Raw genomic sequence first — 19,526 nt, 5'->3', positions numbered from 1 at the left:
GCGGGGACCGGCCGGGGAGCAATACTGTCGATCCCGGGGTCGAAGGGGAGTGACGCGGTGACCGGAGGTAACGGTCCGTCGCGCCGCCCCGACCGAGACGCCCGGAAGTCGGACGCGAACCGGTGCGTGACCGGCGACGCGGCCGGAGGGATGGAGTAGGACCACGTGGCAACCCGAACGACGAGCACCGACACCGACGCGCCTGCCGAGAGCAACGGCACGGCCGCCGGCACCCGCACGCGCCGCAGCGCGGCCGGCGGGGGGCGCCGCAACGGGAACGGCACGGCCACGTCGGCCGGGGGGCGCGTGCGCCGCCTGGTGATCGTCGAGTCCCCCACCAAGGCGAAGAAGATCCAGCCTTACCTCGGCAACGACTACGTCGTCGAGTCGTCGGTCGGGCACATCCGGGACCTGCCGCGCGGCGCAGCGGACGTCCCGGCCAAGTACAAGGGCGAGTCGTGGGCCCGGCTGGGTGTGGACGTCGACAACGAGTTCCACCCGCTCTACATCGTCACGCCGGAGAAGAAGTCGAAGGTCTCCGAGCTCAAGGACCTGCTCAAGGACGCCGACGAGCTCCTCCTCGCGACGGACCCCGACCGCGAGGGCGAGGCCATCGCCTGGCACCTGCTCGACACGCTGCGCCCGAAGATCCCGGTGCGCCGGATGGTCTTCCACGAGATCACCGAGCCGGCGATCCGCGCCGCCGCGGAGAACACCCGCGAGCTGGACCAGGACCTGGTCGACGCGCAGGAGACCCGGCGCATCCTCGACCGCCTCTACGGCTACGAGGTCTCCCCCGTGCTGTGGAAGAAGGTCATGCCGAAGCTCTCGGCGGGCCGCGTGCAGTCGGTGGCGACCCGGCTGATCGTCCAGCGCGAGCGCGAGCGGATGGCGTTCGTCTCCGCCGGCTACTGGGACATCGCCGCGACCATGGACGCGGGTGCCGACGCGACCCCGCGCCAGTTCGGTTCGCGCCTGGTCTCGGTCGACGGGAGCCGGGTCGCGGCGGGCCGCGACTTCGGACCGGACGGCAAGCTCAGGAACACGGACGTCACCGTGCTCGACGAGGCGAGCGCCCGCCGGCTGGCGGAGTCGCTCGAGGGCCGGGACCTGACCGTCGGGTCGGTCGAGTCGAAGCCGTACACCCGTCGCCCGTACGCCCCGTTCATGACGTCGACGCTGCAGCAGGAGGCGGGCCGGAAGCTGCGCTTCTCGGCGGAGCGCACGATGCGCAGCGCCCAGCGGCTGTACGAGAACGGCTACATCACCTACATGCGTACGGACTCGACGACGCTGTCCGACGCCGCGATCCAGGCCGCCCGGGCGCAGGCCCGCGAGCTGTACGGCGACTCGTACGTCGCGCCGTCGCCGCGGCAGTACACCCGCAAGGTGAAGAACGCCCAGGAGGCCCACGAGGCGATCCGGCCCGCCGGCGACACCTTCCGCACCCCGGGCGAGATCGCCCGCGAGGTCGACGGGGACGACTTCCGGCTCTACGAGTTGATCTGGCAGCGGACCGTCGCCTCGCAGATGGCCGACGCGCGCGGCACCACGGTGTCCGTGCGGATCAACGGCACCGCGGCGACCGGCGAGGACGTCGTGTTCGCCAGCTCCGGTCGCACGATCACCTTCCCGGGCTTCCTCAAGGCCTACGTCGAGACGATCGAGGAGGGCTCGGGCGGCCAGGCGGACGACGCCGAGTCGCGCCTGCCGCAGCTCACCGAGGGCCAGGCCCTCACCGCCGCCGAGCTCACGCCCGAGGGCCACTCGACGAACCCGCCGGCCCGGTTCACCGAGCCGAGCCTGGTGAGCAAGCTCGAGGAGCTCGGGATCGGCCGGCCGTCGACGTACGCGTCGATCATCAAGACGATCCAGGACCGCGGGTACGTCTGGAAGAAGGGCTCGGCGCTCGTGCCCTCGTGGGTGGCGTTCGCCGTCGTCGGGCTGCTGGAGCACCACTTCGGCCGGCTCGTCGACTACGACTTCACCGCCGCGATGGAGGACGAGCTCGACGCCATCTCGTCGGGCAACCTCACCCGCAACGCCTGGCTGACCGGCTTCTACTTCGGCGACGGCGCGGGCTCGGAGGGCTCGGTGGCGAAGGCGGGCGGGCTGAAGAAGCTCGTGGGCGTGAACCTCGAGGAGATCGACGCCCGGGAGATCAACTCGATCCCGCTGTTCACCGACTCGCAGGGCCGCGAGGCCGTGGTGCGCGTCGGACGGTACGGGCCGTACATGGAGCGCCCCACGGGCGAGACGGACGCCGAGGGCAAGCCCAAGACGCAGCGCGCCAACCTGCCCGAGGACCTGCCGCCGGACGAGCTCACCGAGGAGATCGCCGAGCAGCTGTTCTCGGTCCCGCAGGAGGGCCGCTCGCTGGGCACGGACCCGGTGACCGGGCACGAGATCGTCGCCAAGGACGGGCGGTACGGACCGTTCGTCACCGAGCTCCTGCCCGAGGACGCCCCGAAGAAGACCAAGCCGCGCACCGGCTCGCTCTTCAAGGACATGTCCCTGGAGACGGTCACCCTCGACGACGCCCTCAAGCTGCTCTCGCTGCCGCGCCTGGTCGGCACCGACCCGGAGTCCGGCGAGGAGATCACTGCGCAGAACGGCCGGTACGGGCCCTACCTGAAGAAGGGCACCGACTCGCGCTCGTTGACCAGCGAGGACCAGCTGTTCACCGTCACGCTCGACGAGGCGGTGGAGATCTACAAGCAGCCCAAGCAGCGCGGCCGGCGCACCGCCGCCGCTACCCCGCCGCTGCGCGAGCTGGGCGAGGACGCCTCGACCGGCAAGAAGATGGTGATCAAGGACGGCCGCTTCGGCCCCTACGTCACCGACGGCGAGACCAACGCCTCGCTCCGCAAGGGCGACTCGGTCGAGGAGATCACGGACGAGCGCGCCTCCGAGCTGCTCGCCGAGCGGCGCGCCAAGGCCCCGGCCAAGAAGAAGGCCCCCGCCCGCAAGCCGGCCGCCAAGAAGGCCCCGGCGAGGAAGACCCCGGCCAAGTGACCCCGTGAGTGGCGGTGGTCGTCGAAGCGACCATCGCCACTCACGACGTCCGGTTGCACGAACGGCACTTTCGGGCGGACCTAGCGCACGAGAGTGCCGTTCGTGCAGGTCAGCTCAGGTGAGCAGGGATTTCACGACGGCGGAGAGGCGCTTGCCGTCGGCGCGGCCCTGGGCGGCGGCCTGCGCCTTCTTCATGACCTGCCCCATCTGCCGCGGGCCGGGCTTCTCGCCGGTCTCGGCCTCGACGTCCGCCACGGCCTGCTGCGCGAGGGCGGCCAGCTCGTCGTCCCCCAGCTGCTGCGGCAGGTAGCGGGCCAGGACCTCGCCCTCGGCCTTCTCCTGCGTGGCCAGCTCCTCGCGGCCCGCGGCGGAGAACGCCTCGGCGGACTCGGCCCGCTTCTTGGCCTCCTTGCGGATCACGCCGAGCACCTCGTCGTCGGAGAGCTCCCGGTGCGCCTCGCCCGCGACCTCGGCGTTGCCGATCGCGGTCAGGGTCATCCGCAGGGTTCCCTTCACCAGCTCGTCGCGGGCCTTCATCGCCGCGGTGAGGTCCTTGCGCAGCTGCTCCTTGAGGGTGCTCACGGGCGTGACGCTAGTCGACCGCCCGCTGCCCGTACGCTGGGATACGTGAACAGCCTCGCTCGCCTGGCCATCGGCGCCGTCACCACCGGCGCTGCGGGGATCGCCTACGCGGCCGGGTACGAGCGGCGTCGCTGGACGCTGCGCGAGGCCACCGTGCCGGTCCTGCCGGAGGGCAGCCGGCCACTGACGATCCTGCACGTCTCGGACCTTCACCTCACGCCGGGCCAGGAGAGCAAGAAGCGCTGGGTCGCCGAGCTGGCCGCGCTGGACCCGGACCTCGTCATCGACACGGGCGACAACCTGGCGCACCCGCGGGCCGTGCCGGGCGTGCTGGCCGCGCTCGGGCCGCTGCTGGAGAAGCCGGGCCTGTTCGTGTTCGGCAGCAACGACTACTTCGGCCCCACCCCGAAGAACCCCGCCCGCTACCTGCGCAGGTCGGACCGCCGCATCCACGGCGAGCCGCTGCCGTGGCGGGACCTGCGGGCGGCGTTCGTCGAGCGCGGGTGGCAGGACGCGACGCACCAGCGGCTGTTCCTCGACGTCGACGGCCGGCGGATCGGCGTCGTCGGGGTCGACGACCCGCACCTGTCGCTGGACCGCTACGACAGCGTCTCCGGCCCGATGACGGCCGACCTGCGGCTCGGCCTGACCCACTCGCCCGAGCCGCGGGTGCTCGACGGGATGGCGGCCGACCACGTCGACCTCGTCCTGGCCGGGCACACGCACGGCGGCCAGCTGCGCCTGCCCGGGTACGGCGCGCTCGTGACCAACTGCGGGATCGACCGCTCGCGGGCCCGCGGCGCCTCCCGCTGGGGTGCCCACACCTGGCTGCACGTCTCGGCCGGCATGGGCACCTCCCCCTACGCGCCGGTGCGCTTCGCGTGCCCGCCGGAGGCCAGCCTGCTGACCCTCGTGCCCCGTCCGGCCGCCCCCGGCGCCGCAAGGGCCACCCCCGCGCAGGCCGCCGGAACCGTCGGGTAGAGTTCACCACGGCTCGCAGGGAGACCGCGGGCCCTCGGGGTGTGGCGCAGCTTGGTAGCGCGCTTCGTTCGGGACGAAGAGGTCGCAGGTTCAAATCCTGTCACCCCGACCACATTCGAAGGCCCAGGTCAGCAGACCTGGGCCTTCGTCGTTCTCGGGGTCGGCCTCGAGTCCGCCGCAGCTCCTGGCGTACCGGTTCCGCGTGCCGCCAGCGACCCGCGAGGAGTTCTGGCACGCACCCACACCGTGCTGCGCGGCCGACCGGCTTTCTCGCCGACGCCTTGCTGGAGTCCGGCACCGACGTCGTGAGGGTCGTGCCCGTGAGCCTCCGCACCCGCACACCCCGCCGAAAACCACCACCCCTCCTCCAGCCCGCCGGCTGATTCAGAACGCGCGGGTACGGGGCTGCCCATGGGCACGGGCAGGCTGACGCCGCGATGCTCCGCGGCTCCTTGCGCGCCCACCGGTACCTGGCCTGGGTTGCTGGCGCCGAGCGGGCACCCCCGCATCGCGGGCACCGGCGGGGCCAGTGCTCAGGCCGGGCGTAGCGCCCGGGCACCGATGCCCACGCATTCGCGTCGACATGGGCAGTCGCCGGCCCTGAATGGGCAGTGTCCGCCGACGAGGGGGAAGGGGTCCGCGGCGCACGCTGGGCGAGTCCGCATCGCGCCCAGGAGGACCCCATGTTCACCACCGCCCTCTGCCCCCGCTGCACGGCCATCATCACCGTCCGGACCGAGTACGGGATCGACACGTACCGCTGTCGCGGCTGCGGCGCGAGCGCGCCGAGCCGGATGGGCGCCGTGATCGACCTACACGAACGCCGGGCACGCCGACAGCCTCACGACCTCACGTACGGCCGTCGGCCCGCAGCCTGAGCCCGACACCGCGCCGCCCCACCCCCGCCGCCGGTACAGCGCCGCCTCACCACCCGCGCGCCGCTGCCCTGCGACATACCGCCGACCGGTGCTGCGCCGTCGCACTCGCCCGCCGGTAGCGCCGCGTCGTCGCCCGCAGGTACACCGCCGACTCGCCACCCGCCAGCCGGAACAGCCCCGCCTCGGCGGCCGGCCCGGTGCCGTGCCGCCTCGCCGCACAGCCAGCCGCGCATCCCGCCAGCGGTGCCGCACCACATCCCGCCCGACCCCCTGTCGGGCGGGAGGAGCGGCTCAGCTCTCGCAGGCCACGCCGTCGCCGTCGCGGTCGAGGGCGCTGCGGTAGCCGGCATCGCCGCGGTACAGGGGGGCGGCGCCGGCCGCCTTGGCCGCGGAGCAGTTGGCGTAGTGGGCCGACGACCCGCCCGACGCCGGCGCAGGAGCCGCCGGAGCCGGAGCAGCGGGCGCCGGGACGGCGGCGCGGGGCGCCGCGACGAAGGGCCGCGGGGCGTCGACGCGCGGAGCGTCCGCCACCGGCTCCTCCACCGCAGCAGGAGCAGCAGCAGGAGCAGCGGTGGGGACGGCGGCGGGGACAGGCGGGGCGGCGGCCTCGCCGAGCGTGATGGGGTCGCCTGCCGAGGCGAGCGCCGTGGCACCGGGCAGCTGCGTGGTGACGGTCCCCTCCGCCACGCCCGCGACGGACCCCGTCGAGGGGCCGAGCACGACGGTGGTGAAGCCCGCGGCCGCGAGCACCTGGCGGGCCTGCGCGTCGGCCATCCCGACGACGTCGGGGACGGAGAGCAGTGCCGGCGCCGGTGCCGCGGCCGGCTGGACCACGGCAGCGGGCTCGGGAGGACGAGCGGCGCCGACGAACGCGAACACCGTCATCAGGAGGCAGATCGCCGTCCCGATCCACCCCAGCACCAGACCGGCGCCGCTCCGGCCCGCGGACGAGGCGCGTCCGTCCCGGAACCGCGCACGGCCCGCGCGGGACAGCAGCAGGGCCGGGACCGTCACGAGCAGCCCGACGATCGGCACCCACCCGACGACGAGCCCGACCAGCCCGAGCACGAACCCCGCGGTGGCCGGGGCGGTGCCCTGCCGGGCCGGGGTCGTCGGCGGGATCGGGGTCCACGGCTGGGTCGCGGTCATGGGGGTCCTCTCGGGTCCTGGAGCGAACGGCGTCGTGTCGCACCGCTGAACGGACCATCGGAGGAGTCGCGACGCCATTACCGAGCGTCGTCAGAAATGACGACGGCCCACCCCTCATCCCAGGGCGTCGGCGGGGGTGAACTTCTCGCGGTGGATGTGCCGCGGGGCCATGCGGCGACGCTTGAAGGCCTTCACCCCCGCCTCGACCATGGCGGGCGGGCCGCAGAGCCAGCCCGACCAGCCGCGGGCGCTGGGGACGTCCTCGACGAAGGCGTCCGTCGGGAAGCCCGAGCGGTGCCCGGCCGCGGGCTCGTCGGACAGCACCGGCACGAAGCGGAATCCGGTGTACTCCTCCGCCAGCTCGGCGAACCGGTCGAGGTCGTAGAGGTCCGCCGCGCCCCGCACCCCGTGGTAGAGCAGGACCTCGCGCGACGGGTGCCGCGCCAGCGCGGTGCGGGCGATCCCGGCCAGCGGGGCGAGGCCGGTCCCGCCGCCGACGAGGACCATCGGGCCGCCGTCGTCGTCGGACTCGGGCGGGAGGTGGAAGTCGCCGAGCGGGCCGGTCGCCTCCACCTCGTCGCCGACCGTCAGGCCGTCGAAGAGCCAGCCGTCGGTTGCCACCCCGCCCGGGACCCGCCGGACGTGCAGCTCGAGCACCTTGTCCTCGTCGGCGGTGTTGGCCAGCGAGTACTGCCGTCGTGCCTCCGATCCCGGGACGACGAGCTCGACGTACTGCCCGGCGGAGAAGGCCAGCGGCTCGGGGAGGCCGAGCAGCACCCGCCGGGTGTCGCGGGCGATGTCCGCGACCTCCAGCACCGTCGCGGTCAGGTCCCGCAGCGGGTGGGTGACGCGGTCACCGGCCCCGCCCACCTCGACGTCGGACACCGGACGGGCCTGGCAGGCCAACGCCATGCCGGCCGCCCGCTCCTCCGCGGTGAGGGTGTCGAACGGCGAGTCGCGGTGGTCGACCTCCCCGCCGACGACCTGCAGCTTGCAGGTGCCGCAGGTCCCCTGGTTGCAGGAGTTCGGCATCCACAGCCCGGCGCGCAGGCAGGCGTCGAGCAGGCTCTGGTCGGCGTCGCACTCGACCGGGCGACCGCCGACGGTCACCGCGAAGCCCATCTCAGACCTCCCAGGTGACGTGCAGGCTCGTCGGTCCGCGGAAGCCCCAGCCCCAGAAGTCGACGCCCTCGCGGGTGTCGCGCTCGAGGTTCGGGATCGCCTCGAACAGCTCCTCCATGGCGATCCGCATGACGTGGTTGGCGAAGTAGATGCCCGCACACGCGTGGCTGCCCGCGCCGAACGCGAGGTGCGGCAGCGGCGGGCGGTGCAGGTCGTAGGTCGACGGCGCCTCGTAGACGCCCGTGTCGTGGTTGGCCGAGCCGTAGGACAGCATCACCGGGGTGCCGGCGGGGATGTCGACGCCCGCCACGGTCACCGGCTTCGTGGAGATGCGCGCGGTGGCCGACCAGATCGGCGAGGTCCAGCGCATGCCCTCGGAGATGGCGCGCGGGATGAGCGCCGGGTCGTCGACGACCTGCTCCAGCTGCTCCGGGCGGCTGAACAGCCCGACGAGCGTCGAGGCCATGCCGTGGCCGGGCTCCTGCATCGCACCGAGCAGGTAGACGTAAATCGTCGGGTAGATGTACTCGCGGTCGCGGGTCTGTCCGGGCGGCATGCCGTCGTGCAGCCAGTGCGAGATCGCGCTGTCGTCCGGCTCGACGATCCACCTGTCGATCAGCGGGTCGACGATCGCGCGGATCTCGGCCTTCGCCTCGTCGCCCTCGCGGAAGCCCTCGGGGTTGGCGAACTCGCCGTCCTCGGTCATCGCGGCGTTGGTGAACGAGCGGTTCAGCTTGGCGAACCACTCGCGGAGCTTGTCCGAGTCGACCGACTGCAGGCCGAGGAGGTCACCGAGCGCGCGGACGCTGACGGGCTCGCAGAACTGCGAGACCAGCTCGGCCTGCCCGTCGTTCTCGAACTGCTCCAGGTAGCGGCGCGCGATCGGGCGGACGAGGTCGTCGATCCACCGGTCCACCTCGACGGGCTGCAGCGCAGGCTCGACCATCGACCGCAGATCGGCGTGGACGTCGCCGTTGACGCCGATGATCGCGGGGTGCCCGAAGGTCCGGCCGCCGGCCGGGGTGATCACGCCCTCGAAGTCCGGGCTGGTCGCGACCTCGCGGCACACCTCGGCGGTGGAGGCGACGTACGAGCCCAGCACCGGCACGAAGGCCAGCGGCGCCTCGGCCCGCAGCCGCTCGTAGGTGCGGTACGGGTTGCGCTCGAGCTCGCTCATCGTGACGTCGTCGAGCCAGGACAGATCGGGCTTCTCGGTGGTCGTCATCGACCGTCTCCTCCCACAGCGTCGTCCGGGATGGGTCGTCCGGGATGGGACGGGAAGGTAGGTCGCGACTCCGGCGCCCGGCGACACCGTGAGCGCGGCCCCGGTACGGATCGCGCGGCGGGTTCGAGAGGTCACTCTCAGGTACGCTCCCGGCATGTCCGCACGGCGTCGTGCAGCGCCCCGGGACTGGGACCAGGCCTCCCGGGCCGTCGCGCAGGCGTACTTCCCGCACGAGCTGCAGCTGCTCGGCGGGGGCCGGGAGCCGCGCCTCACGCTGCGCACGCTCGATCTCGGTGCCGTGCTCGTCGGGCACGTGGGCTGGGGCGCGGACGTCCGGATCGCGTGCGACTACCCGGGCTCCTACGAGATCAACCTGCCCCTGACCGGGCACCTGGAGAGCCGCGGCCGGCACGGCCCCGTCGTCTCGCTGCCCGGGCAGGCGACCGTGTTCCGCGCGGACACCCCGTCGTTGATCAGCCACTGGGACGCGACCTGCACGGTCCTCGGCGTGAAGTTCGACCGGACCTGGCTCGACCGGGAGGCCGAACGCGTGCTGGGCGACGACCGGGTGACGGTCCGGAGCCTGCTGCCGGACCAGATGGACCTGGCGGCCGGCCCGGGGCGGGCGTGGCGCCAGCTCGTCGGGAGCATGGCGGCGCACCTGCACGATCCCGACCTGTTCGGCGGCTGTGGCCCGGTCAAGGACCAGCTGGCCGGGGCGATCGCCGCCGGCTTCCTCCTCGCCAGCTGCCCCGGCGCCGGCACCGGGTCACCGGCACGTCCACGGACCGTCGCGCGCGTGGTCGACCAGCTGCACGACGACCCGGGCCGGGCCTGGACCGCCGGCGAGATGGCGGCCGCGGCGGGCACGAGCGTGCGGCGGCTGCAGGAGGGCTTCCGGGAGTGGCTCGGCTGCACGCCGACCGAGTACCTGACCGGGATCCGCCTGCAGCGCGCCCGCGCCGACCTGCTCGCCGACGCCGCGCTCACCACCAGCGAGGCCGCCGCGCGCTGGGGTTTCTCCAGCGCGAGCCGGTTCGCCGCGGCCTACCGCCGCCGCTACGGCCACCCGCCCTCGCAGGCCCGCGACTAGAGCTCGCCGGTCTCCAGCAGCGTCTTCAGGTCCGCCAGCAGCCGCGGCCAGCCCTGGGCCACCATCTCGGCGACCCGGCTGCCGGGGTCGAAGTCGTCGTGCACGACCGTCAGCCTGACGACGTCGCCCTCCGGCTCGATCTCGAAGGCCACCCGCGAGCGGCGCTCGGCCGAGATGCGGGTCAGGGTCTCCTCGTCGATCCCGGCGGCCGCGGCCCACTCCGGCGTGAAGGTGTGCCAGGTGTAGGCGAGCCGGCGCGGCGGGTCCGCCTCCAGCACGACCTGCTCGGGGTCGACGGTCTCGCGCCCGTTCTCCTCCCAGACCATCGGGGCGCCCTTGCGCCACTCGGTCCGGAAGGCCACGCCCCAGTAGCGCCGGGTGAACGCGGGATCGGTGAGCGCCTCCCACAGCCGCTCGGGCGTGGTCCGCACGTACGTGGTGTAGGTGAACTCGGTCGGTGACACGGGTGCTCCCTCCAGCGCCGCGCGCAGGTCGGCCACCGCCCGGACGCGCTCCCGGGCATACCGGCCGATCCAGCGCTCGGCGATCAGGTCGATGGGTGCGGCGTCGAGGTGGTGCAGCTTCTCCCGCCCCCGGCGCCGGGTCGTGACGAGACCGGCGGCCTCGAGCACCGCGAGGTGCTTGGCCACCGCCTGCCGGCTCATGTCGAGCCCCGCGCACAGCTCGCGCAGGGTCTGCCCGTTGCGCAGCCGCAGGCGGTCCAGGAGCGCACGGCGGTGCGGGTCGGCGAGCGCACGGAACACCTCGTCCATCCCCACCTCCACGAGCAACCCTGAGGTTGCCTTTTATAGGCAACCGAGTAGTTGCCGTCAAGGGCGGGCGGGGCCCGGAGGACCGCTCCCCGCCCGCCCCCGGTCAGACCGCGATCCGCCCCCCGTCCACGGGGAGCACCGCGCCGTGGACGAAGCCGGCCTCCTCCCCTGCCAGGAACACGATCGCTTCCGCGATCTCCTCGGGATCGGCCGGCCGGCCGGCGGGGCCGCCCCGGGCCAGCTCGTCCAGCGCCTCGCCCATCCCCGCGGTGCCCTCGGTGCGGGTGGGGCCGGGGCTCACGGCATTCACGCGCACCCCGCGCGGTCCGTACTCGGCGGCCCAGGACTTGGTGAGCAGGACGAGGGCCGCCTTACTCGACCCGTAGAGGCCCATCCCGGCCGCCCCGAACTGCGCGACCATCGTGGTGACGTTGACGATCGCTCCCCCGCCCCGCGCCGCCATGGCGGGCGCGAGCGCGGCGACGAGGAAGTAGGGCACCTTGACGTTGGTGTCGTACACGAGGTCGAAGTCCTGCTCGCCGGTCGTGTCCGTCGGACCGAAGGGGAAGACCCCCGCGCTGTTGACGAGCACGTCGATCGGTCCGGCCAGCTCCTCGGCCCGGTGGACGAGGTCGCGGGCACTCGCCTCGCCCAACAGTGTGGCGGCCACGAAGTCCGCTCGCCCGCCTGCGGCGCGGATCTCCTTCACGGTCCGTTCCCCGCGGTCCGCGTCCCGCCCGGTGATGACCACGTGCGCGCCCCGGCCCGCGAGCGCCTTCGCCGTGGCCCGGCCGATACCGCTGTTGCCCCCGGTCACCAGGGCCGCGGTTCCTGTCATGTCGGACATGTCGTCACCTCTCGTCGCACGTGCGCCCGGCGGCGCGCGCTCGGTTCAACCGCGGCCGGCGCGGCGGCTTTCCCGCCGGACCCCACCGGCCGCCTATGGCGGGTCATAAGCGCGGCTTCGGCGGTGTCGACCTCGCGGTGACGCCGCTCAGGATGCGGGAAGCGCGGCGACGAGACGCGCAAGATCACGGCGCCGCGAGTCCGCCCGCCACACCGCCCAGGTGCGTCGGACGATGGGGTGACCGACCAACGGCGACCAGGTGACGCCGTCCGGCAGGGGCACCGGCCAGTCCTGCGGCGCGAGGGCGAACGCGTCGCCCGAGCTGACGGCGCCCAGCTTCACCGGGGCGATCAACGACTGGCCCTCCGGAGCGGCCGCGCCCGGATCCACCCCGTGACTGCGCAGCACCGCGGTGAGCTCGTCGTACCAGGCGGGGCTGCCCGACCGGGGGAAGCCGACCCACTCGAGTCCGCCGAGGGCGTCGAGGCGTACCCCGTCGGCCTCTACGATGCGGACGGCGTGGTCGGTGGCGAGCAGGACCCCGAGCCGCTCCTCGAGGACCGGCAACGCGTCGAAGTCCCGGCCGGCTGGGCGCTCGCGGAGCAGGCCGAGGTCCAGCTCACCCGCGCGCAGCGCGGCCAGCTGCGCGGCGGAGGAGAGGTGCCGCAGCCGTGTCCGCGTCCGTGGGTACGCAGCGCCCAGCGCGGCGAGCGGCCCCGAGAGCAGGTCCGGTGGCAGCTCCAGGGGCACCCCGATGCGCAGGACGGTGTCGGGGTCCGGGCCCAGCCCGGCCATCACGGCCATGGCCTCGTCGTAGCGGGCCAGTACCGCTCGAGCCTCGGCGAGCAGCGTGCGCCCGGCGTCCGTCGGGCTCACCCCGGTGCGGCTGCGCACCAGGAGCTGCACGCCCAGCCGACGTTCCAGGGAGGCGATCGTCTGCGAGACCGCCGGCTGGCTCAGGTGCAGCCGCCGGGCCGCTGCCGACAGCCCGCCCTCCTCGACGACGGCGACGAACCCGCGCAGATCCCGCAGCTCCACCCGCCCATCCGACCACAGTCCGGCACACGAGGTCGCGGCCGCCACGACGCAGCGGTCGCGGCGGCCGGACGGGGGCGGCAGGGGGGCTCAGCCCTTCTCGGACAGCTCCTTCTCGTACTTCGCGGTCATGTGGTCGACGGCGGCGAGCTGGGTCGCGGCGTGCGCCTCACGGGTGTCGAGCGCCCGCTTCTTCGCCGCGAGGGTGCTCTCGGCCTGGCCCTGGAAGTGCGGGAACACCTGCTGCGCGATGAGCTCGTAGGAGCGCTTGGTGGCCTCCGGGTTCGCCCAGTCGTGCCCCAGCAGCAGCATGCAGCCGAAGCCGCCGTTGCTCTGGTCCCACAGCCGCTGGACCTGGGCGCGGGCGTCCTCGACGGTGCCGATCGCACCGATGCCGGCCTCGTTGATGAAGTCGATCATGCCCTTGATGTCCGTCGAGTCGCCGACGTCCATCTGCGGGAAGGCCGCGACCTTCTGGAAGTAGTTGAACCAGGGCACGATGCCGAACTCGACGTCCCGGTACGCCTGCTCCTTGGTCTCGGCGATGTGCATCAGCCCGACCAGCCGCCAGCCCGAGCGGTCCGGGGTCGGCTGGCCGAAGTGCGCGGCCCGCTCCTCGACGACGTTCCAGTGGTGGGCCAGGGCGTCGAAGCCGTCCTGGGTGAGCGTGGCGCCGATGGAGAGCAGGCCGGTGCCGTGCCGGCCCGCCAGCCGCGGGCCGGTCGGCGAGGCGACCGCGGCGACGGCGATGTCGAAGCACGGGTCCGTGAACGGACGCAGCTGCAGCTGGGCGTCGATCAGGTTGTGGGTCTTCGTCTGCTGCGTGACGGACTCGCCGCGCAGCAGCCGCATGATGATGTCGAGGTTGACGTCGAGCAGCTCGCGCGTGTCGGTCGGGTTCAGGCCGATCATCGCCGAGTCCGTCGGCAGCGAGCCGGGGCCGACGCCCAGCATCGTCCGGCCGCGGGTCAGGTGGTCGAGCATGACCATGCGGTCGGCCACCCACAGCGGGTTGTGGTAGGCGATCGAGGTCACGCCGGTGCCGAGCTTGATGGTGCGAGTCCGCTCGGCCGCGGCGGCGATGAAGATCTCCGGCGACGCGATGATCTCGCTGCCCGCGGAGTGGTGCTCGCCGATCCAGGCCTCGTCGTAGCCGAGCCGGTCCAGGTGCGTGACGAAGTCGAGGTCGCGCTGGAGGGCGAGCGTCGGGTTCTGCCCGGGCACGTGGAAGGGGGCGAGGAAGGTGCCGAACCGCAGTCGGGTCACGGGTTGCTCCTGATCGTCGTCGATCCTCACTGCTCGCACCGCGCGGGAGGGCGCGGGGAGGGGGCACCGTCATCGTGGGGTGCGTCGTCCGTCGTGCCGTGTCCGAAAACGGGACACCCGTGGGTCACCCGAGCAGCGGCAGGCTCTTGACCAGCTTCGCGACCCGGTTGCGCGGCCCGACCACGCTCACCGCGTAGTACTCGATCTCCTCCGGGGCGGTGCGCCGAGAGCCTCCAGGTACTCGTCGTACACCCGCGTCCGCTGCGCGGCGGCCGGCATGTCGGCCACGTACACGTCGTCCGAGCCTCCGGCGCGCTCGCGCAGCCGGCGCAGGTCCTCGGCGGAGGCCCGCAGCACCGAGCACCCCACCCACGGCAGGCCCGGGTGCACGGCACCGCCGGCGTCCTTCCCGTCCGGCCCGGCGAGCCCGCCGACCTCGCGTGCGGTCGCGGAGGCCACGCAGATCGCGGCGTTGGTCGCCGGGCCGGCGCCGATCCCGTCGTTCACCACCACGACCCACTTGAGCCGGGCGGAGCGGGTCGGCTCGCCGGTGGCGATCTCCTCGGGCTCGAATCCCACGGACACGGTTCCTCACGGCGGACGAACCGGGACGTGGCGGCCGCGGTGGGCGTCTCGCCCACCACCGCACTGGACCGCACACGGGCGCTGCGCCGGCGCGGCGTGATCCGCGGCGCGCGGCTCGACATCGACCTCGCGACGGTGGGCCGGCCGGTGCAGGCGTTGATCGCGGTGCGTGTCCGTCCGCCCTCCCGGCGCACCATCGAGGGATTCCGCAACTGGGTCACGCGGCTGCCCGAGATCCTCGGCGTGTTCGTGACGACGGGGACCGAGGACTTCCTCCTGCACGTCGCCGTCGCGGACAACCAGGCCCTCTACTCCCTGGTCATCGACAAGCTCACGGAGCGCGCGGAGATCGCCGACGTGCGCACCTCGGTCGTCTACGAGCACATCGTGGGCGACGTCATAGCGTGACCGACACGATGGACACCCGTTCCAGACGGGTGTCTTGATCACCTACTACTGTCGCCGCCCATGGGACATCGCGAGGACCTGCTGGACGGCGCCGCCGACTGCCTGTACGAGAAGGGCTTCGGCCGGACGACCGCGCGGGACGTCGTCGCCGTCTCCGGCACCAACCTCGCCTCGATCGGCTACCACTTCGGCTCGAAGGAGGCCTTGCTCACCGAGGCCGCGGTGCGCGGCGCCGGGGAGTGGGCGCAGGCCCTCGACCGGGCGCTCGCCGGGGTCGACCCGACCGCCTCGCCGGAGGAGCGGGTGGCGCAGACCTGGACCGCCGTGGTGGACCTGTTCACCCGGGAACGACGGCTGTGGGTCACCTACGTGGAGTCCCTCGCCGAGTCCGCGCGCTCGCCCCGGCTGCACGACGCCCTGGTGGGCGCGCAGCGCCAGACCCGCGAGGAGCTGGCCTCGATGTTCCATGCACTGCCGGACGACCCGGCCGAGGCCGACCACCGCACCCGCGTGCTCGGCGGCTTCTACCAGGCCCTGCTCACCGGGCTCATGGTGCAGTGGGTCGTCGACCCGGAGGACGCCCCCTCGGGTGCGGACGTGGCCGAGGCCATCGGGATGCTCGTCGGGTCGCCGGAGCTCGCGACTCACTGACCGCGAGGGGGTCGTCCGATCCCGAACGCGTACAGGACCCCGAGCGCGGCGAGCGGCGGCACGCCCGTCCACAGGAACCACGGGTAGAGCAGCTCGCCCGTGGTGATCGAGACGATCCCCCAGGCCACGAGGTTCACCACCGCGATCGTGGTGAAGATGATCGTGAGCACGCGCATCGCCGTGCCGCCGCCGGTGTCGGAGAAGACCCGCCTGCGGGAGGTGGCGTCGGGGAGCCGCGCCGGGGCCGCCGGCAGGTCCCGGACCTGCCGCTCGAGGTCTCCGCGGGTCCGGGCCCGGAAGACCTCCCGCGAGCGGGTGTCGTACTCGTCGAGGTCGAGCAGGCCCTCGCCCTGCGCCCACTGCAGGTGCCGCGCGGCCCGGGCGCGGTCGGCGTCGGAGACGCGCATGTCCTCGGGGCGCACCGGCTCGGTCACGCCCCCATGCTGCCCGCCCGGCCGGTGTGACGGATCAGGGATCGCCCGGATGCGCGCCGCCCACCATGCTGTGCGCATGACGGGCCCCAGCTCCCCGGAAACCCGCGCCACCTCCCCCGGAACGTCCGCCTTCGACCACCTCCCCCGGCCCGACGCCGTCGCCGCCCTGCTCGCCGTCTGCTCCTCGCCCGCGTGGGCGGAGGCGATGGCCGACGGCCGGGATGTCCGGGGCGTCGGACGAGGTCCGGGCGGCGATGGCCGAGGGCAACGCCGAGTACGAGCGCCGGTTCGGGCACGTCTACCTCGTGTGCGCCGCCGGCCGCAGCGCGGACGAGCTGCTGGCCGTGCTGCGCGACCGGCTCGGCACCACGGCGGCGGAGGAGGCCCGGCGCACCCGCACCGAGCTGGCCGCCGTCAACCGCCTGCGGCTCACCGGGCTCATCGTGCAGGATCGTTGAGGTGAGTACGGCATCCACCGGCCACCCGGTCGCCCCCGTCCCGGAGCGGCTCTTCGACGACGACCGCGAGCAGCGCTGGCGCGCCCGCTTCACGGCGGTCCGCATGTCCCGTCCCGCCTGGGCGCTCGACGCGCCGGACCGCAGCGTGTACTCGTCGAACGCCAGCGGCACCACCCAGGTGCACACCTGGGACCGCGCCACGGACCTGCACCGGCAGGTCACCGACCGGCCCGCCGGCACGCACTTCGCCACGCTCCCGCCGGACGGCGAGGAGGTCTGGTGGTTCGCCGACACCGACGGTGACGAGTTCGGCCACTGGGTCGCCGAACCGTTCGCCGGCCTGCCCGCCGGCGCCGCGCCGGCCAACCCCCTGCCCGGCGTCGAGGACGGCTACCCCGCGGGCCTCGACATCGGTCGCGCGCTCGTCGCCGTCGGCACCTCGACGGACGGCGGCACCACGATCTGGCTGCACCGCCGCGGCGCCGACGGGCCCGCCACCCGCGTCTACCACCACGCGGAGGACGCCGGCGTCGGCGGCCTGTCCGAGGACGAGACGCTGCTCGCGATCAGCCACTCCGAGCACGGCGACTCCCGGCACCCCGCGCTGCGCGTCATGACCGTCGACGGCGAGCTCGTCGCCGAGAAGTCCGACGGCCCGGGCAAGGGCCTGAGCCCGATCGCCTTCGCGCCCGTCCGCGGCGACCAGCGGCTGCTGGTCGGCCACGAGCGCCGCGGCCGGGAGGAGCTGCTGATCTGGGACGTCGCCACGGGCACCGAGACCGAGCTCGACCTGGGCCTGCCCGGCGAGCTCGACGCCGACTTCTACCCGGACGCCTCGGCCCTGCTCGTCTGGCACACCCACGCCGCGCGCACCCGGCTGCACCGCTACGACCTGACCACCGGCGAGCTCACCGAGCTGGCCACCGCCCCGGGGTGCATCGGCTCCGCCGACGTCCGGCCGGACGGCACGGTGGAGTACTCCAGCTCGTCGGCGGCCACGCCGTCGGCGGTGCGGGCGCTGCACCCGGACGGCACCGACCGGCGCCTGCTGACCCCGCCGGGGGAGCCCGCGCCCGAGTCCGTCCCGGTCGAGGACCTGTGGGTCGACGGGCCGGGCGGGAAGGTCCACGCCCTGATCGCCCGGCCGGCCGGCGAGGGCCCCTTCCCTGCGGTGTTCGCCCTGCACGGCGGCCCGCACGCCGCCGACGAGGACCGGTTCTCCGCCGGCCGCGCCGCCTGGGTCGACGCCGGGTTCGCCGTGGTCGAGGTCAACTACCGCGGCTCGACGGGCTACGGCTCGGTCTGGCGGGACGCGATCGAGGGCCGGCCGGGCCTGACCGAGCTGGAGGACGTCGCCGCGGTGCACGACGCCGTCGTCGCCGCCGGGCTCGTCGATCCGGCGCGCACGGTCGTCGAGGGCTGGTCGTGGGGCGGCTACCTCGCGCTGCTGGCGGCGGGCACCCAGCCCGAGCGGTGGGCCGGGGCGATCGGCGGGGTGCCGGTCGCGGACTACCTCGCCGCCTACGCCGACGAGATGGAGCAGCTGCGCGCCTTCGACCGGGCCCTGTTCGGGGGTTCCCCCGAGGAGGTGCCGGAGCGCTACCGGCTCGCGTCGCCGCTGACCTACGTCGGCGAGGTGCGCGCGCCCGTGCTGGTGCTGGCCGGGGAGAACGACCCGCGATGCCCGATCCGGCAGATCGACAACTACCTGGACGCGCTGCGGGAGCGCGCCGACCTGCCCTACGAGGTCGCGCGGTTCGACGCCGGGCACGGCTCGCTGGTCGTCGCCGAGACGCTGCGGCACGTGGCCACGGAGATCGACTTCGCCCGCCGCGCCCTGGAGAGGATCACAGTCGCGCGCAGCTAGGCGTCATGCCGGTGTAGCGAACCCGTAACGCGCCGCCGCCACGATGGGGTCGAGTCTGCAAGGAGGCGGTCACGGTGGCGCTCTGGCGCGTGCACGTGGAGCTGGAGGATCGACCCGGCCGGCTCGGTGAGCTGGCGACCGCGGTCGGCCGCTCCGGGTGCAACATCCTCTCGTTGCACGTGGTGGGGGAACCGGCCGACGACGGGTCGGTCACGGACGAGTTGCTGGTCAGGATCCCGGACGGGATCGAGCCCGCGAGCATGGTCGCCGCGGTGGAACGGGCCGGGATCCCGTGCACCCTGCTCGTCCGGGCGGACGCGACGGAGCTGGCCGACACCGCCACCACCGCGCTCGCCCTGGCCCGGATGGTCGCGGCCGACCCGGGCAGCGCACCCCAGGCCGTCGCCACGCTGCTGCGGGCGCGGATCGTCGAGCCCGGTGCGCCCGCCCGCACCGGGCACGTCCACACGCTGCGGGTCGGCACGTCGCAGGTGCACCTGGGCCGGTCGTGGCCGTTCACCGCCACAGAGCTCTCCCGCGCCGCCGCGCTGCTCGAGCTCGCGGGGCAGCTCTCGCTCACCGCGCCGCCCTCGCGGATGGTCGCGCAGCTGGACCCGATCCTGCTGCTGGTCGACGGCTCGGAGGTCCGGGTGCGCACGGCCGCCCCGGCCGACCTCCCGCTGGTCGCGGCCCTGCACGCCCGCTGCTCGCCGGCGACGCGCAGCGCGCGGTTCCTCTCCGCCTCGGCGCGGCTCGGCCCCGACGAGCTGGACACGCTCGTCGGGGCGCCGCACACGGTGTTCGGCCGCGGGGCCCGGCGCACGGTCCTCGCCCTCACCACGGACGGCGGCAGCGCGGTCGGCATGGTCAACGTCCAGCGCACGACCGCGGCCGCGGCCTCGTTCGCGGTGGTCGTGGAGGACGCCTGGCAGGACCGCGGGCTGGGCACCGCGCTGGTCCGGCGCGCCGCCGAGGTGGCCGCGGAGCAGGGCAACGAGGAACTGGTGGCCACCACGCACACGCAGAACATGCAGGTGGTGAAGCTGCTGCGCCGCGCCGGCCTGCGCCCCACCGCCGAGATCACCGGCGGAATGCTGCACGTCCGCGCCCCGCTGAGCCCGGTCGTCACCCGCGTCGGCCGGCCGTGAGCGGCAACT

At 74.0% G+C, this 19,526-nt stretch carries 17 protein-coding genes, 1 tRNA gene and 1 pseudogene; 9 read left to right on the top strand and 10 right to left on the bottom strand.

The window, feature by feature from the left end; translation table 11 throughout:
- Nucleotides 1-165 precede the first annotated feature (165 nt).
- Nucleotides 166-3,015, top strand: coding sequence for a type I DNA topoisomerase (gene topA, locus ACQP04_RS01665; RefSeq protein WP_433505320.1), 2,850 nt, complete (start codon nucleotides 166-168; stop codon nucleotides 3,013-3,015).
- Between the two features lie 114 nt (nucleotides 3,016-3,129).
- On the opposite strand, the gene ACQP04_RS01660 is transcribed toward topA, so the two are convergent.
- Nucleotides 3,130-3,597 carry a GatB/YqeY domain-containing protein gene (locus ACQP04_RS01660; RefSeq protein WP_433505319.1) on the bottom strand — a complete coding sequence of 156 codons (468 nt, stop codon included), beginning with the start codon at nucleotides 3,595-3,597 and terminating at the stop codon, nucleotides 3,130-3,132.
- Nucleotides 3,598-3,642: 45 nt separating this feature from the next.
- On the opposite strand from ACQP04_RS01660, the gene ACQP04_RS01655 reads away from it, so the two are divergent.
- Both ACQP04_RS01655 and ACQP04_RS01650 read left to right on the top strand, forming a co-directional pair.
- Nucleotides 3,643-4,578 (top strand): metallophosphoesterase, encoded by a 936-nt coding sequence (locus tag ACQP04_RS01655; protein ID WP_433505318.1) that lies wholly within the window; start codon nucleotides 3,643-3,645, stop codon nucleotides 4,576-4,578.
- A 35-nt stretch (nucleotides 4,579-4,613) separates the two neighbouring features.
- Nucleotides 4,614-4,690: transfer RNA gene (locus ACQP04_RS01650), tRNA-Pro, on the top strand.
- A gap of 1,057 nt (nucleotides 4,691-5,747) precedes the next feature.
- Here ACQP04_RS01650 and ACQP04_RS01645 read toward each other — a convergent pair.
- The 3 genes from ACQP04_RS01645 to ACQP04_RS01635 all read right to left on the bottom strand — a co-directional run bounded on the left by ACQP04_RS01645 (nucleotide 5,748) and on the right by ACQP04_RS01635 (nucleotide 8,952).
- Nucleotides 5,748-6,605: an excalibur calcium-binding domain-containing protein gene (locus tag ACQP04_RS01645; RefSeq protein WP_433505317.1), complete on the bottom strand. Its 858-nt coding sequence runs from the start codon at nucleotides 6,603-6,605 to the stop codon at nucleotides 5,748-5,750.
- A gap of 114 nt (nucleotides 6,606-6,719) precedes the next feature.
- Nucleotides 6,720-7,727: a 2Fe-2S iron-sulfur cluster-binding protein gene (locus ACQP04_RS01640; protein WP_433505316.1), complete on the bottom strand. Its 1,008-nt coding sequence runs from the start codon at nucleotides 7,725-7,727 to the stop codon at nucleotides 6,720-6,722.
- Between the two features lies 1 nt (nucleotide 7,728).
- Nucleotides 7,729-8,952, bottom strand: coding sequence for a cytochrome P450 (locus ACQP04_RS01635; protein WP_433505315.1), 1,224 nt, complete (start codon nucleotides 8,950-8,952; stop codon nucleotides 7,729-7,731).
- 154 nt (nucleotides 8,953-9,106) lie between these two features.
- Here ACQP04_RS01635 and ACQP04_RS01630 point away from each other — a divergent pair, with 154 nt between their 5' ends.
- Nucleotides 9,107-10,045 (top strand): AraC family transcriptional regulator, encoded by a 939-nt coding sequence (locus ACQP04_RS01630; protein WP_433505314.1) that lies wholly within the window; start codon nucleotides 9,107-9,109, stop codon nucleotides 10,043-10,045.
- Here ACQP04_RS01630 and ACQP04_RS01625 read toward each other — a convergent pair.
- The 5 genes from ACQP04_RS01625 to ACQP04_RS01605 all read right to left on the bottom strand — a co-directional run bounded on the left by ACQP04_RS01625 (nucleotide 10,042) and on the right by ACQP04_RS01605 (nucleotide 14,545).
- Complete coding sequence (locus tag ACQP04_RS01625; RefSeq protein WP_433505313.1) at nucleotides 10,042-10,818, bottom strand: ArsR/SmtB family transcription factor; 777 nt, start codon at nucleotides 10,816-10,818, stop codon at nucleotides 10,042-10,044. The genes ACQP04_RS01630 and ACQP04_RS01625 overlap by 4 nt on opposite strands.
- A 103-nt stretch (nucleotides 10,819-10,921) precedes the next feature.
- Entirely contained in the window at nucleotides 10,922-11,665 is a 744-nt protein-coding gene (locus ACQP04_RS01620) for an SDR family NAD(P)-dependent oxidoreductase (RefSeq protein ID WP_433505312.1), read from the bottom strand.
- A gap of 147 nt (nucleotides 11,666-11,812) precedes the next feature.
- Complete coding sequence (locus ACQP04_RS01615) at nucleotides 11,813-12,703, bottom strand: LysR substrate-binding domain-containing protein (protein WP_433505311.1); 891 nt, start codon at nucleotides 12,701-12,703, stop codon at nucleotides 11,813-11,815.
- A gap of 87 nt (nucleotides 12,704-12,790) precedes the next feature.
- A complete protein-coding gene (locus ACQP04_RS01610; RefSeq protein ID WP_433505310.1) occupies nucleotides 12,791-13,966 on the bottom strand; it encodes an LLM class flavin-dependent oxidoreductase in 1,176 nt (391 codons plus the stop codon).
- 186 nt (nucleotides 13,967-14,152) lie between these two features.
- Nucleotides 14,153-14,545 (bottom strand): DUF2000 domain-containing protein, encoded by a 393-nt coding sequence (locus ACQP04_RS01605; protein WP_433505309.1) that lies wholly within the window; start codon nucleotides 14,543-14,545, stop codon nucleotides 14,153-14,155.
- Between the two features lie 12 nt (nucleotides 14,546-14,557).
- Here ACQP04_RS01605 and ACQP04_RS01600 point away from each other — a divergent pair.
- Nucleotides 14,558-14,959, top strand: a pseudogene (locus ACQP04_RS01600) (Lrp/AsnC family transcriptional regulator); the annotation flags it as partial.
- Nucleotides 14,960-15,019: 60 nt separating this feature from the next.
- Nucleotides 15,020-15,610, top strand: coding sequence for a TetR/AcrR family transcriptional regulator (locus tag ACQP04_RS01595; protein ID WP_433505308.1), 591 nt, complete (start codon nucleotides 15,020-15,022; stop codon nucleotides 15,608-15,610).
- Here the strand turns inward: ACQP04_RS01595 and ACQP04_RS01590 are convergent.
- Nucleotides 15,604-16,044: a DUF1707 SHOCT-like domain-containing protein gene (locus ACQP04_RS01590; RefSeq protein ID WP_433505307.1), complete on the bottom strand. Its 441-nt coding sequence runs from the start codon at nucleotides 16,042-16,044 to the stop codon at nucleotides 15,604-15,606. The genes ACQP04_RS01595 and ACQP04_RS01590 overlap by 7 nt on opposite strands.
- 221 nt (nucleotides 16,045-16,265) lie before the next feature.
- Between ACQP04_RS01590 and ACQP04_RS01585 the strand changes: the two genes are divergently transcribed.
- From ACQP04_RS01585 to ACQP04_RS01575, 3 genes are all read left to right on the top strand, one after another.
- Nucleotides 16,266-16,502, top strand: a complete 237-nt coding sequence (locus tag ACQP04_RS01585) for a 2-oxo-4-hydroxy-4-carboxy-5-ureidoimidazoline decarboxylase (protein WP_433505306.1) — start codon at nucleotides 16,266-16,268, stop codon at nucleotides 16,500-16,502.
- A 1-nt stretch (nucleotide 16,503) separates the two neighbouring features.
- Nucleotides 16,504-18,369: a prolyl oligopeptidase family serine peptidase gene (locus tag ACQP04_RS01580; RefSeq protein ID WP_433505305.1), complete on the top strand. Its 1,866-nt coding sequence runs from the start codon at nucleotides 16,504-16,506 to the stop codon at nucleotides 18,367-18,369.
- 74 nt (nucleotides 18,370-18,443) lie between these two features.
- Entirely contained in the window at nucleotides 18,444-19,517 is a 1,074-nt protein-coding gene (locus tag ACQP04_RS01575; RefSeq protein ID WP_433505304.1) for a GNAT family N-acetyltransferase, read from the top strand.
- The last annotated feature ends 9 nt before the right edge of the window (nucleotides 19,518-19,526 follow it).

The organism is Pseudonocardia halophobica (assembly GCF_050948485.1).
Classification (GTDB): Bacteria; Actinomycetota; Actinomycetes; order Mycobacteriales; family Pseudonocardiaceae; genus Pseudonocardia; species Pseudonocardia halophobica.
This window is presented reverse-complemented; position numbering and strand designations above follow the sequence as displayed.

What these genes read in the sequence shown, in the direction of transcription:
- ACQP04_RS01645 (WP_433505317.1), bottom strand. Translation starts at nt 6,605, where the DNA reads ATGACCGCGACCCAGCCGTGGACCCCGATCCCGCCGACGACCCCGGCC.
- ACQP04_RS01640 (WP_433505316.1), bottom strand. Translation starts at nt 7,727, where the DNA reads ATGGGCTTCGCGGTGACCGTCGGCGGTCGCCCGGTCGAGTGCGACGCC.
- ACQP04_RS01635 (WP_433505315.1), bottom strand. Translation starts at nt 8,952, where the DNA reads ATGACGACCACCGAGAAGCCCGATCTGTCCTGGCTCGACGACGTCACG.
- ACQP04_RS01630 (WP_433505314.1), top strand. Translation starts at nt 9,107, where the DNA reads ATGTCCGCACGGCGTCGTGCAGCGCCCCGGGACTGGGACCAGGCCTCC.
- ACQP04_RS01625 (WP_433505313.1), bottom strand. Translation starts at nt 10,818, where the DNA reads ATGGACGAGGTGTTCCGTGCGCTCGCCGACCCGCACCGCCGTGCGCTC.
- ACQP04_RS01620 (WP_433505312.1), bottom strand. Translation starts at nt 11,665, where the DNA reads ATGTCCGACATGACAGGAACCGCGGCCCTGGTGACCGGGGGCAACAGC.
- ACQP04_RS01595 (WP_433505308.1), top strand. Translation starts at nt 15,020, where the DNA reads ATGGGACATCGCGAGGACCTGCTGGACGGCGCCGCCGACTGCCTGTAC.
- ACQP04_RS01585 (WP_433505306.1), top strand. Translation starts at nt 16,266, where the DNA reads ATGTCCGGGGCGTCGGACGAGGTCCGGGCGGCGATGGCCGAGGGCAAC.